The following is a 13552-nucleotide window of genomic DNA, read 5'->3' as shown; positions in this document are numbered from 1 at the left end:
ACCTAGTCGAGCCGCCCCAGGTCGGTCACACGCATGACGAGCTCGCCGGCCTCGTCGGAGGCGTCGAGGTCGACCTCGGCCCAGAGGCGCCAGTCGTGGTCGCCCGCGGGGTCGGCGATGATCTGCTGGACGATCCAGTAGCCGGGCTCGCTGCGGTCGTCGACGACGAACATCGCCGGGCCGCGCGCGTCGGGGCCGAGGCCGATCTCGTCATGCTCCTCGAAGTACTCGTCGAGGGCGTCGGCCCAGTCGTCGGCGTCCATGCCGGGCGCGCCGGGGGTGGCGGGCGCGTCGAGGTCGCCGAGCGCGTCGACGCGGTTGCGGGCGGCGAGCTCGACCCGCTGCCAGAGGGCGTTACGGACGAGGACGCGCAGGGCGCGGACGTTCGCCGTGAACGGGCGCCCCTCGGCGGCGCGGGCGCGGACCTCCTCGATGTCCTTGTTCGCGAGGTCGGGGTCGGTGAGGGTCTCCCACTCGTCGAGAAGGGAGGAGTCGGTCTGCCGCACGATCTCTCCGAGCCACTCGATGAGGTCGTCGAGTTCGTCGGTCTTCATCGCGTCGGGGACGGTCTGCCGCATCGCCTTGTACGCGTCCGAGAGGTAGCGCAGGACGATGCCCTCGGCGCGGGTGAGCTCGTAGAACGCGACGAACTCCCCGAACGTCATGGCGCGTTCGTAGAGGTCGCGGACGACGGACTTCGGAGACAACGCGTCGGGGTCGAGCCACGGGTGGGTCTGCCGGTACGTCTCGTACGCGGCCTCGAGGAGCTCCTCGAGCGGCCTGGGCCACGAGACGTCCTCGAGGAGTTCCATGCGCTCCTCGTACTCGATGCCGTCGGCCTTCATCTCGGCGACGGCCTCGCCGCGGGCCTTGAACTGCTGGGCGCGGAGCACCGGCCGGGGATCGTCGAGGGTGGACTCGATGACGCTGAGGACGTCGAGGGCGTAGAGGGGGTCCTCGAGGTCGAGGAGCTCGAGGGCGGCGAGCGCGAACGGCGAGAGCGGCTGGTTGAGCGCGAAGCCGCGCTGGAGGTCCTCGACGACGCGGAGGCTACGGCCGGTCTCGTCGGGTTCGGGGAGTCGTTCGACGACGCCCGTGTCGAGCAGGGTGCGGAGGATCTCGATCGCCTGCTTCTGCAGACGGGTCTGCTGCCGGCGCGGGTCGTGGTTGTCGGTGAGGAGCCGACGGACGGCGGCGACGGCGTCGCCGTCGCGCTGGATCATGTTGAGGATCATCGCGTGGCTCACCCGCATGCGGCTCACCATGGCCTCGGGCTCGGCGTCGCGGACGCGGTCGAAGGTGTCCTCGCTCCAGTTGACGAACCCCTCCGGCGGCTTCTTGCGCTGCACCTTGCGGCGCTTCTTCTCGTCGTCGCCCGCCTTGAGCAGCGCCTTGTGGTTCTCGATGACGTGCTCGGGCGCCTGGACGACGACCGATCCGCTCGTGTCGAACCCGGCCCGTCCCGCGCGGCCGGCGATCTGGTGGAACTCGCGACTCTTGAGGAGGCGCTGCTTCGTCCCGTCGAACTTCGTGAGGCCGGTGAGGACGACGGTGCGGATGGGCACGTTGATGCCGACGCCGAGCGTGTCGGTGCCGCAGATGACCTTGAGGAGTCCCTTCTGCGCGAGGGTCTCCACGAGGCGCCGGTACTTGGGGAGCATCCCCGCGTGGTGGACGCCGATGCCGTGCTTGACGAGCCGCTGGAGGGTCTGGCCGAAGCCCGTGGCGAACCGGAACCCGCGCAGTTCGGCGAGGATCTGGGCCTTCTCGTCCTTGGTGCACACGTTGATGCTCATGAGCGCCTGTGCCTGTTCGAGGGCCGCCGCCTGCGTGAAGTGGACGACGTAGACGGGTGCCTGGTGCGTCGTGAGGAGCTCCTCGAGCGTCTCGTGGAGGGGCGTCAACGCGTAGGAGAACGAGAGCGGCACCGGGCGCTCGGCGCCGGCGACGACGGCGGTGTCGCGGCCGGTGCGACGCGTGAGGTCCTCCTCGAACATCGACACGTCGCCGAGCGTCGCGCTCATGAGGAGGAACTGCGCCTGCGGCAGTTCGAGGAGCGGCACCTGCCACGCCCACCCGCGGTCGGGCTCGGAGTAGAAGTGGAACTCGTCCATGACGACCTGCCCGATGGGCGCCGACGTCCCCTCCCGCAGGGCGATGTTGGCGAGGACCTCGGCGGTGCAGCACACGATGGGCGCGCCCGCGTTGACGGCGGCGTCGCCGGTGAGCATGCCGACGTTCTGCGCCCCGAACGTCGCGCACAGGTCGAAGAACCTCTCGCTCACGAGGGCCTTGATCGGCGCCGTGTAGTACGTGCGGCGACCGGTGCGGGCGAACTCGGCGAGGGAGAAGAAGTGCGCCCCCATCGCGACGAGCGACTTTCCCGACCCCGTCGGCGTCGCGAGGATGACGTTGCTGCCCGTGACGAGTTCGAGCAGCGCCTCCTCCTGGTGCGGGTACGGCTCGACGCCCTTGCTCGCCACCACCCAGTCGACGAACGCCGCGAAGAGGTCGTCGGGATCCCGCGGCCCGTCCGCGGGAGCGGGGATCTCGTCGAGGACGTCGGCCAGGGTCGGAGGCGGTGTCGTGGTCATCGGTCCCATTCTCCCAGGCCCGCACCCGTGGGGTGTGTGGGGCATGAGGTGCGCGCGGAGCGATGGAGGATCTGGCGCCCTCGCCACTCCACCCAGGACACGGGAGGAATCTCAGAGGGACGCGACCGATGCCCCGATGAGACCGACGGCGTAGCGGGAGTAGTCGCGCGCCACGGCCTCAGGGGTCAGCGGCCCGGCGGGGCGGAACCATTGACAGATGGACGTGCACATCGTGGAAATCGCCCGCCCCGCGGCCGCGACGTCCTGGGCGGGTGCGAGATCTCGGTGCACACATGTCGTGATCTCGGCCTCGAGACGCCGTTGGACGTCGACACGGATACGCGCGATCCTCCTGCGCTCTGCCGGTGGCAGGCTGCGCATCTCGCTGGCGCCGATGAAAGCGAGATCGCGCCGACACGCGTGAAAGAGCGCCAGTGCCTCGACGACGAGAGCGAACCGACTGAGTGGATCGAGTTGCCGCTCACGGGCCTCCCGCGCGGCGGCATCCAGTCGCCACACCAGGTCACTCATGGTCAGGTCCAGAATGCTGATGAGGAGCAGTTCTTTGCTCGCGTAGTGGTGATAGACACCTGTGACCGAAAGACCCGCATGCTGCGCGATGACCCGGATACCGGCACCGTGGTAGCCATAGACGACGAAGGCGGAGATCGCTCCGGCCAAAGCTGGATCTATCGGCAGTTCCGCAAAGTGACGCCAGCTGTACCGTGCAGGCGGACGCTCCGGCGCGTTTCTCGCCACCGCCCCCACCTCGAGGCCTGGCCCGGCAAGAAGATCCCGTGGCCGCACCTCCAGAGCTGCGGCCAGGGCATGCAGCCGATCGGCATCGACGCGAGTGCGTCCCTGCTCCACGGCGCAGATAGTGGCGGCACTGACGTCTATGGCCTCGGCCAAGCGGCGCACGGAGAGCCCTCGCGCGGTCCGCGCCTGGCGCACGGCAGCACCGAGAAGCTGCCTCTCCGCATCCTCCCGGTGACCCACGACGTTCAGGATATCCGAACGCCGCCGCCCTTGACCCCCCGGATCGCTGCTCATGAGGATGAATCACCACCGACGGTCCACCGATCGATCGCTCGGTGTCCCTTGACGAGAGGACAACGATGTCTGACATCCGGCCGATGAGCGAGGTCCTGAAGGACGCACCGACGAACTGGGGAAAGTGGGGCCCCGACGACGAGGTGGGTTCGCTCAACTACCTGACACCGGAAGAGGTCATGCGGGGCATCGCACACGTGCGCAGCGGACGAGTCTTCACGCTCCAGCGCATGATCGGCGACCCCAAGGGCGACCCCCTCTGGCCCGGCCGGGAAGCCGCAGTGCGGACGCAGGTCCTCGACGAGTCCGATTGGGACGAGGGCGGCTCGGCCCCGGAATACCCCGGCGGCCTGCACTACGCCGACGACAAGATCGAGGCGTTCTTGCAGGGCTCCACACAATATGACGCCCTTGGTCACGTCTGGTACGACGGCAAGATCTGGAACGGCTTCGATGCCGACACCACCAGAGGTGGTCTGGAGAAGGCGTCGATCACGCCGATCGCGAATCGCGGCATCGTCGGGCGTGGGATTCTTCTCGACATCGCCAGATGGCGAGGCAAGGACGCTCTCGACCCGGCGGAGAGCTTCACGCACGAGGACCTCATGGCTTGTGCGAAGGATCAGGGTGTGAAGATCGAGAAGCACGACATCCTGCTCGTTCGCACGAACTTCTTGAAGAAGTTCCACGAGATGGGGGATGCGTTCTACGAGAACTTCTGCGAGCCCGGCCTCGTGTACTCTCCGGAGCTCGTCCAGTGGTTCCAGGAGATGGAGATCCCCAACCTCGCGACCGACACGATCGCCAACGAGGTCACGTTCGACCCCACGACAGGCGTCGCCCTGCCGCTGCACTGTGCGCTCATGCGCAACCTGGGGGTGGCCCTCACCGAGATCTGCGACCTGGAGCAGATTGCCGAAGATTGTGCGGAGGATCGGCAGTACACGTTCTTGTACGCTGCCGCCCCACTCAAGGTGCACAAGGCTGCCGGCACCCCCGTCAACCCCCTCGCCGTCAAATGACGACGTACGCCGACCGCCCCTGGCTGCGCCAGTACCGCGCCGGTGAGGCGAGCTGCCTCACCGTGGAACACCGCTCGATGCTCGACTTGTTCGGCTCGACCGTCGCCCGCCACGGCGGGCGACCGGCGGTGCGGTATTTCGACGGCACCCTCACGTTTCGTGATCTCGACGAGCGCAGCTCCGCCCTCGCCCATCACCTTCTCGACCAGGGTTTCGGTGCAGGCGACCGCCTGGCTCTCTACACCCAGAACGATCCCGCCTTCCTGGTCGGCCTCCTGGGCACGTGGAAGGCGGGTGGGGTGGCCGTCGCGGTCAACCCGATGAACAAGGCCCGCGAGCTCACCTACCTCCTCACAGACTCCGGCGCCGTGGCCCTTCTCTGCCTCGACGAGTTGTGGACCGACGTGGCTCGTGAGGTGGTCGAGGGCGGCGGGACGGAGGTGCGCATCGTCGTCACGGTGTCCGCCTCCGATGACCAGGCTCGCGACGACGCGCGCGTCATCACCCCCACCACCACACCGCCGGGGACGACGGCTCTTCGCGACGTCTTCACCGATCACGCGGGGCGAAGCGTTCCGTCGGTCACGCTCGAGCCGGACGACGTCGCCCTGCTCACGTACACCTCCGGCACGACCGGGGTCCCCAAGGGTGCGATGAACACGCACGGCAACCTGGCCTTCTCCTCCCAGGTGTGCCGGGAATGGATGCGCCTCACCGAGGACGACGTCATCCTCGGGATCGCTCCGTTGTTCCACATCACCGGGATGGTCGGGCACATCGGCGTGACCCTGCTCACCGGGGGCTCGCTCGTACTCTGCCACCGGTTCGTGCCCGCAGTGATGTCGGACGCCATCCGTGAGCATCGACCCACGTTCTCCGTAGGGGCCGTGACCGCGTTCACGGCCCTCACCGGCGTCCCCGGTGCGGGGCCATCCGACTGGGCGAGCTTCCGGCTCGTCTACTCCGGCGGCGCGCCGATCGCCCCCGTGATGACGCAGCGATTCGAGGCCGCCACCGGTCATTATCTCCACAACATCTACGGCCTCACCGAGACCACCTCCCCTTGCCTCGGGGTGCCCATGGGCGTCGCGGCACCCGTCGACCCCGGGAGCGGGGCGTTGTCGGTGGGAGTGCCGGTCTACGACACGATCGTGCGCATCGTCGACGACGAGGGTCGGGACCTCCCGTTCGGGCAGGTCGGCGAGATCGTCGTCTCCGGCCCGCAGGTCGTGTCCGGTTACTGGCGCAAGCCGGATGCCACCGCCGAGAACATCGATGGCGGTGACCTGCGCACGGGTGACGTGGGCTTCATGTCGCCCGAGGGCTGGTTCTTCCTCGTCGATCGCAAGAAGGACATGATCAACGCCTCGGGGTACAAGGTGTGGCCGCGAGAGGTCGAGGACGTCCTCTGCAGCCACGAGGCCGTCCGGGAGGTCGCCGTCGTCGGGGTGCCCGACGAGTATCGCGGCGAGACCGTCAAGGCGTTCGTCTCCCTTGCACCCGGCGCATCGGTCACTGCCGAGGAACTCATCGCGTGGTCCAAGGAGCGCATGGCCGCTTACAAGTACCCGCGCTCGATCGAGGTCATCGAGGACCTACCGAAGACGACCACCGGAAAGATTCTCCGGAGGGAGTTGAGGACGCGATGACCACGACCACGACGTGTGGCGCCACGCCCGACTCGCGATCCCTGGACCCGGCCGTCCTCACGCGCCTCGACGTCGTGGGGCCCCTCCTGCAGGAACGCCTCGGTGATCCATCCTGGCGCGAGGCGCGGGCCGAACTCGTCGCCGGCGGCAAGTCCAACCTCACCTTCCGCGTCCGATCGGCGGCGGGCACCGTGGTACTCCGCCGACCTCCGACGGGCTCGATCCTGCCCAAGGCGCACGACATGGGACGGGAGGCGCGCGTCCAGCAGGCGCTCGCCGGCACCGACGTGCCCGTCGCACCGATCCTCCTGGCCCACGACGAGACCGTCACGGGCTTTCGCTTCTACGTCATGGCCGAGGTGAAGGGCCACGTCATCAGGGACACCCTGCCTGCCGGATACGCGGAGAGCCCCACCGATCTGCGCACCATGACGCACGCGCTCGTCGACACCCTGGCCCGCCTGCACGAGGTCGACCCGCACATGGTGGGGCTCGGCGACTACGGGAGGCCCGAGGGATTCGCCGGGCGTCAGGTGCGGCTCTGGGCACGACAGTGGGAGCAGGCGAAGACGGCGGACGTGCCCGTCGTGGACGAACTCGGCAAGGCACTCGAGAAGCGCGTGCCGAGCGGCGGGAACGCCTCGATCGTCCACGGCGACTATCGCCTCGACAACGTCGTCATGAACGACGCCGATCCCGGTGACCTCGCAGCTGTGCTCGACTGGGAGTTGTCGACGCTCGGTGACCCCCTCACGGACCTGGGGATGCTGCTCTTCTACTGGCGTGAGCCCGGCGATCGGCGCATGACGATCATTCCCCACCTCACTGCGGACGCGGGGTTCCCGGGCCGGGGCGAGGTGAGGGATCGCTACTCCCGCGCGAGTGGGCAGGACCTCGCGGACCTTGCGTTCTACGAGGCACTCGCACATTTCAAGTTCGCCGCCATCACCCAGGGCATCGCGGCACGTGTCGCCGCCGGCGCCATGGGCGGGCAGGACTTCGGCGGCCTCGAGGACGAGGTCGCCTGCACCGCCGAGGCAGGGCTCGACATCCTGCGGGAAAGGACCTGACGTGGATTTTGCTCTGAGCCCTCGCGGGCAGGACTACTGCGGTCGCATGTGGGACTTCATGCGGGAGGAGGTCTTCCCTGCGGAGCCGGTATGGGCGGAGCATCTCCACGCCCACGGAGACCACTCCTATCCTCCCGTGATGGAGGAGCTGAAGGCGAGCGCGCGCACACGGGGTCTCTGGAACCTGTTCCATCCCGAGGTGGGCGGATTGACGCATACCGAGTACGCGGCGGTGGCCGAGATCACGGGATGGTCCCCCGTCATCGCTCCCGAGGCCATCAACTGTCAGGCTCCCGACACGGGCAACATGGAAACGCTGATGTCGTTCGGCACGGAGGCGCAGAAACGGGCATGGCTGGACCCGCTTCTCGCGGGAACGGTCCGTTCCGCCTATGCCATGACCGAGCCTGACGTGGCCAGCTCGGATGCCACCAACATCGAACTCGAGATTCGCCGCGAGGGCGACGAATACATCCTCGACGGCAAGAAGTGGTGGATCTCCGGGGCCGCCGACGACCGATGCGCGGTCTTCATCGTCATGGGCCGCACCGACGCGGACGCCGCGCCGCAGCGACGACACTCGATGGTGCTCGTCGAGCGGGACGACCCGGGCATGACGATCGAGCGTCACCTCCCGATCTTCGGTTACCAGGACCAGCACGGGCATTCCGAGCTCCACTTCGAGAACTGTCGGGTTCCGGTGAGCAACCTGCTCGGCGAGGAGGGCGACGGTTTCGCCATCGCGCAGGCGCGGCTCGGACCGGGACGAGTCCATCACGCCATGAGGGCCATCGGCATGGCCGAACGTGCTCTCGCTCTCATGGTCGACCGGGCCCGGCGGCGTACCGCCTTCGGCGGCCCGCTCGTCGACCAGGGCGTCGTCCAGGCCCACATCGCCGATTCACGGCTCGCGATCGACCAAGCACGCCTTCTGGTCCAGCACTGCGCCTGGATGCTCGACGCCGGTCCGGTGAAGGACGCGATCACCCAGATCTCCGAGATCAAGGTCGCGGCGCCCGCTGTGGCGTGCGCGGTCGTCGACCGTGCCATCGAGGTGCACGGAGGCGCCGGGGTGAGCGACGACACCCCCCTCGCCTACTTCTACGCCTGGGCCCGAGTTCTTCGCATCGTCGACGGTCCTGACGCCGTCCACCGGCGAACCATCGCGCGTCGGGAGCTCCGCCGCACATCCCCGTACGTCGGCTGACCCATTCCTCCCGAGGAGCATCACGATGACCTATACCCCCAGCAACCCCGAGAACGTCTTCACCTACGGCGCCCCCTTCCTCAAGTTCGGTCCGGGTTCTTCCGACGAGATCGGGTACGACCTCTCCCTCACCGGTGCGAAGCGTGCCCTGGTCGTCACCGACCCCGGGATCTCCGCCACCGGCATCCCCCAACGGGTGGCAGAGCAGATGTCACCATTCGGCATCGACGCGCTCGTGTACGACCAGGTGCACGTCGAACCGACGGACGCGAGCTTCCGAGAAGCGATCGAGTTCGCCCGTGAACACGGACCGTTCGACGCCTATGTCGCCGTCGGTGGCGGCTCGAGCATCGATACGGCCAAGGCCGTTGACCTGCTCATGACCAACCCGGGCGATCTCATGGATTACGTCAACGCTCCCGTCGGCGAAGGCCGGAACCCCGAACAGCCACTGAAACCGCTCATCGCAGTGCCGACAACGACGGGAACGGGCGCCGAGAGCACGACGATCTGCGTCCTCGACGTCATCGAACACAAGGTGAAGACGGGGATCAGCCACGCCAGGCTCCGCCCGACGATGGCCGTGGTGGACCCGCGACTGATCCTCACCCAGCCCCCCGGCGTCACCGCGAGCGCAGGAATGGACATCCTCAGCCACGCTCTCGAGAGCTGGACCGCCCGCCCCTACACCGCCTACGAGCACAAGAAGCCCGAGGAACGCGTCCCGTACTGCGGTCGCAACCCCATCGCAGACATGTGGGCGACGAAGGCGCTCCACCTTCTCTCGACCTCGTTCCGGCAGTCTGTCCACCACGGCGACGACGAGGCGGCCCGAGCCGACATGTCCCTCGCGGCCACGTTCGCTGGCATGGGCTTCGGCAATGCTGGGGTGCACATCCCCCACGCGAACGCCTACCCCATCGCCGGGAGAGTCAAGGACTTCCACCCGGCCGACTACCCCGGCACGGAGCCGATGGTGCCTCACGGCATGGCTGTCTCCCTCACGGCTCCCGAGGCGTTTCGGTTCACGTTCGAGACCGACCCGGACCGTCACATCGGGGCTGCACGCATGCTCGCGCCCGATGCGCCGATGACGAACGATCCCCGAGACCTCCTTCCAAGCGTGCTCATGGACCTCATGCGCGACATCGGGATTCCGAACGGGATCGACGCCGTGGGCTACGACGAGTCGGACATCCCCGATCTCGTCGCGGGGACGATGAAGCAGCAGCGAGTGCTTGCTTCCTGCCCCAGAGAGGTCCGGGAGGAGGACATCTCCGGAATCTTCGAGCGGTCACTCACCCTGTGGTGACCTCCTGAAGAGTGCGGCGGCACCCCCTGACGGTGCCGCCGCGCTCGTGTCAGGCAGTGGGGTCGGGTTCAGGCTCGGGGGTGGGGACGGGACGGGAGGTCGCGCGGCGCACCGCGGCGAGGTCGAGGTGCACGCCCCGGTGACGGACGAGGTAGACGAGGACACCGACGACGAGAATCGCGTCGGCGACCGCGCCGACGAGGATCGTCGACCGGGCACCCCACATCTCCCCCACCCAGCCGATGACGGGCGCGCCGACGGGCGTGCCGCCGAGGAAGATCGCGAAGTACAACGCCATGACGCGCCCCCGCATCTCCGGTTCGACGGCGAGCTGCACCATCGAGTTCGCCGTCGGGAGGATCGTCATCGCCGTGACCCCCACCGGCACGAGGAGGATCGCGAACGCGACGTAGCCCGGCGCGAGGGCGGCGGCGGCGTCGGCGACGACGAACAAGGCGAGGCCTCCGACGACGGTCCGCAGCCGCGGCCGGTCACGGCGGGCGGCGACGAGGGCGGCGGCGAGCGAGCCGATCGCCATCACCGAACCGAGAAGGCCGAACTCCCCCGGCCCCTTGCCGAACACCTCCGTCGCCATGAGCGCCGTCGTCATCTGGAAGTTCATCGCGAACGTGCCGTGGACGAAGACGATGACGAAGATCAGGAGCACGAGCGGCCGCTGCGCGACGTACGCGAGGCCCGCCCGCAGGCCTCCCGGCCCCTGCTGTCGGGGCGCCGGGCGGAGCTCCTCGGCGTTCATCCCCCACAGGCAGCCGATGATCGCCGCGTAGCTGATCGCGTCGACGAGGAACACCCCGCCGGTGCCGATGAGCGCGATGAGTAGGCCGGCGATGCCGGGGCCGATGAGCCGCGCCGTGTTGAAGTTCGCGCTGTTGAGGCCGACCGCGTTCGGCAGGAGCCGCGGCGGCACGACCTCCGAGACGAACGCCTGCCGCGCCGGGGTGTCGATCGCGGCGGCGACCCCGTGGAGGAACGTCACCCCGTAGACGAGCGACAGCGTCGCCGTGTCGGTGAGGACGAAGACCGCGGTGAGCAGCTGCGCGAGCGCCATCGACGCCTGCGTGGCCGTGAGGACGTGGCGTTTGCGGAACCGGTCGGCGATCACCCCGGCCACGGGCACGAGGAGCACGGCCGGGAGGAACTGCAACGCCGTGACGACGCCGAGCGCCGTAGCCGAGTGGTCGGTGAGTTCGGTGAGGACGAGCCAGCTCTGCGCGGTGCGGCCCATCCACGTGCCGACGTTGTTGACGAGGGCGCCGAGGAAGAAGAGGCGGTAGTTGCGGACGACGAACGAACGGAACGTGGGGCTCACTCGGCGCCCGTACCCTGCTCGTCCCCTCGCGTGGCGACCGTGGTCATGGCATCTCCCTCCACCTCGTGGGGGCCGACCCCCTCGGCCACCCTCATCTTCACCCCACCCCCGGGCCGGTGTCCGCGCATCGAGAAGGACGCAGCGAGAAGCACACGGAGGGCGTCGGCGCGGTCGGGGTGAGGATCCACCACGTCGACCGGGGCGCACGGGCACGGATCCATGACAACGCCCCTGGCGACCCCCACATTCCCCCGGGCCCGACGCAGGAGCACGCGTCGGCACCGTGCCGACGACTGGTCGCGGCAGGACGGATCGGACCGAGGCCGATCCAGACCGCACCCACCGCAGCGGCGCGGCCGGGACGACGCGGGAACGTGCCGGGCCGACGCGAGGCGGGGCATCGGGGACGCGACAGTGCTCGGGGGCCGGAGGCGTCGTGCGGTGCGGCAGCGGCCACCCGGCGGGCCCTGCGCGGGCTCGCCCACTCTCAGACGAGGAAGCGGTAGAAGGGGCTGTCGGCGGGGATGCGTTCGATCGTCATCGGGCTCGCGTCCATCCGCTGGAGGAGTCCGTCGAGGTCCTCGCGGTGGGCGAGTTCGATGCCGACGAGTGCGGGCCCGGCCTCGCGGTTGCTCCGCTTGACGTACTCGAAGAGGGCGATGTCGTCGTCGGGACCGAGGACGTCCTCGACGAACCGCCGAAGCGCGCCCGGTTCCTGGGGGAACGTCACGAGGAAGTAGTGCTTGCGACCGAGGTCGACGAGGGAGCGTTCGACGATCTCCGCATACCGAGAGACGTCGTTGTTGCCACCGGAGAGGAGCACGACGACGTCCTGCCCCGGCTCGACCTCCAGCTGCGAGAGCAGCGCGGCCGAGGCGAGGGCCCCCGCAGGTTCGGCGATGATGCCGTCGACCTGGTAGAGGTCGAGCATCTCGGTGCAGATGCGCCCCTCGTCGACGGTGACGAGGTCGACGTCGTGGCGGTCGACGATCGCGTGCGTGAGGTCGCCCGCACGGCGCACGGCAGCGCCATCGACGAACGTCTCGATGTGGTCGAGCGTCACGGGCTCGCCCGCCTCGATCGCGGCGGCGAGGCACGGGGCACCGGTGGGCTCGGCGCCGACGACGCGGGTGCGGGGGTGGCGGGCGGCGAGCCACGTCGTGCACCCGGCGAGCATGCCCGCGCCACCGACGGGGACGACGAGCACGTCGGGGGCATGCCCGAGCTGTTCGACGATTTCGATGGCCGTCGTGCCCTGCCCGGCGATCGTGTCGGCGTGGTCGAAGGCGGGCACCATGACCGCGCCGGTGTGCTCGCAGTCGGCGCGGGCGGCGGCCGCGGCGTCGTCGTAGGTCTCGCCGTCGACGACGAGGTCGACGTGCCCGGCGCCGAGGGCCGTGATGCGGTCACGCTTCTGACGTGGGGTCGTGCTCGGCACGTAGACCCGTCCGTGGAGGCCGAGCTGGGCGCACGCGAACGCGAACCCCTGCGCGTGGTTGCCGGCGCTCGCGGTGACGACGCCCTTCGCGCGTTCCTCGGCGTCGAGCTGCGCAATGAGGTTGTACGCCCCGCGGACCTTGTAGGAGCGGACCGGCTGGAGGTCCTCGCGCTTCACCCACACGTTCGCCCCCGTCGCCGCCGACAGCCGCACGCTGGGAATGAGCGGCGTCTCCCGGATGACGGACCGCAGTCTCACGAAAGCGGCTTCGACGTCCAGGGCGGTGGGGAGGGGGTCCGTGCGAGTCACCCCCCCATCGTGCCCCTCCTGCCCGAAGGGTGGGACGCAGGGTTCGGATGACGGACACACCCACCCTCCTGACAGGGCGTCGCGGCCACTCCGAACCCCGGGTGGGCGGGGACCGCATGCTCGCCCTCGCGGTCGCTCGACACCCGCGGCAAGGGTGCCCCTGACAATGGCCCTGCGTCGCCGTCACACGTCGACGCCCGCTCGCTCGTATCCCCGCCCCGACCCCGACCCACCTGTCGTGCGGCATAATCGTCGGGAGCCCTCACGCGCCGCCACCGCGCCGCCACAGGGGTCGGGGCCTCTAGCTCAGTTGGCAGAGCATCGGACTTTTAATCCGCCGGTCGTCGGTTCGAGCCCGACGGGGCCCACCGTTGAGGGGCGGCGATTCCGCGGTCCACCTGCGGGAACGCCCTGTGATGTGCTGCCAGGTCGCCTCGTCGAAGCCAGACCCATGTACGACGTACGCGACGGCCTCGAGCGCCTACTCATCGCCGTCGGCGGCGTGCACTGCCGGAACGCCCGTCGTCGGCTCCCCCCGGAGCGAGACACAGCGTGACGTGGGATTTCC

The 13552-nt window shown here is 69.0% G+C and carries 9 protein-coding genes and 1 tRNA gene; 6 read left to right on the top strand and 4 right to left on the bottom strand.

The features are described 5' to 3' along the window. Positions 1–2: 2 nt before the first annotated feature. Entirely contained in the window at positions 3–2594 is a 2592-nt protein-coding gene (locus tag MOPEL_RS00475) for a DEAD/DEAH box helicase (RefSeq protein ID WP_009480875.1), read from the bottom strand. Positions 2595–2705: 111 nt separating this feature from the next. Further along, positions 2706–3647, bottom strand: coding sequence for a TetR-type transcription factor C-terminal domain-containing protein (locus tag MOPEL_RS00470; protein ID WP_009480874.1), 942 nt, complete (start codon positions 3645–3647; stop codon positions 2706–2708). An 83-nt stretch (positions 3648–3730) separates the two neighbouring features. On the opposite strand from MOPEL_RS00470, the gene MOPEL_RS00465 reads away from it, so the two are divergent. Genes MOPEL_RS00465 through MOPEL_RS00445 form a run of 5 tightly spaced genes read left to right on the top strand, consistent with a single transcriptional unit; the run spans position 3731 to position 9907 of the window. After that, complete coding sequence (locus MOPEL_RS00465; RefSeq protein ID WP_245544679.1) at positions 3731–4669, top strand: cyclase family protein; 939 nt, start codon at positions 3731–3733, stop codon at positions 4667–4669. Continuing rightward, positions 4666–6318, top strand: coding sequence for a class I adenylate-forming enzyme family protein (locus MOPEL_RS00460; protein ID WP_009480872.1), 1653 nt, complete (start codon positions 4666–4668; stop codon positions 6316–6318). Before MOPEL_RS00465 ends, MOPEL_RS00460 begins: the two co-directional genes overlap by 4 nt. Further along, positions 6315–7388, top strand: coding sequence for a phosphotransferase family protein (locus tag MOPEL_RS00455; protein WP_009480871.1), 1074 nt, complete (start codon positions 6315–6317; stop codon positions 7386–7388). Before MOPEL_RS00460 ends, MOPEL_RS00455 begins: the two co-directional genes overlap by 4 nt. Before the next feature lies 1 nt (position 7389). Continuing rightward, the gene (locus MOPEL_RS00450) at positions 7390–8595 is read left to right on the top strand and encodes an acyl-CoA dehydrogenase family protein (RefSeq protein WP_009480870.1); all 1206 of its coding nucleotides are present in this window, start codon (positions 7390–7392) and stop codon (positions 8593–8595) included. A 25-nt stretch (positions 8596–8620) separates the two neighbouring features. Further along, on the top strand, positions 8621–9907 hold the full coding sequence (locus MOPEL_RS00445) for a hydroxyacid-oxoacid transhydrogenase (RefSeq protein WP_009480869.1): 1287 nt from the start codon (positions 8621–8623) through the stop codon (positions 9905–9907). A gap of 49 nt (positions 9908–9956) precedes the next feature. Here the strand turns inward: MOPEL_RS00445 and MOPEL_RS00440 are convergent, their stop codons facing one another. Together MOPEL_RS00440 and ilvA are read right to left on the bottom strand one after the other, a co-directional pair. Continuing rightward, the gene (locus tag MOPEL_RS00440) at positions 9957–11237 is read right to left on the bottom strand and encodes an MFS transporter (protein WP_051992152.1); all 1281 of its coding nucleotides are present in this window, start codon (positions 11235–11237) and stop codon (positions 9957–9959) included. A 487-nt stretch (positions 11238–11724) separates the two neighbouring features. Further along, entirely contained in the window at positions 11725–12984 is a 1260-nt protein-coding gene (ilvA, locus tag MOPEL_RS00430) for a threonine ammonia-lyase IlvA (RefSeq protein ID WP_009480866.1), read from the bottom strand. Between the two features lie 295 nt (positions 12985–13279). Between ilvA and MOPEL_RS00425 the strand changes: the two genes are divergently transcribed. After that, positions 13280–13352 (top strand) — tRNA-Lys (locus tag MOPEL_RS00425). Positions 13353–13552: the final 200 nt, after the last annotated feature.

Origin of the sequence: Mobilicoccus pelagius NBRC 104925, assembly GCF_000247995.1 — a bacterium.
Taxonomy (GTDB): domain Bacteria; phylum Actinomycetota; class Actinomycetes; order Actinomycetales; family Dermatophilaceae; genus Mobilicoccus; species Mobilicoccus pelagius.
This window is presented reverse-complemented; position numbering and strand designations above follow the sequence as displayed.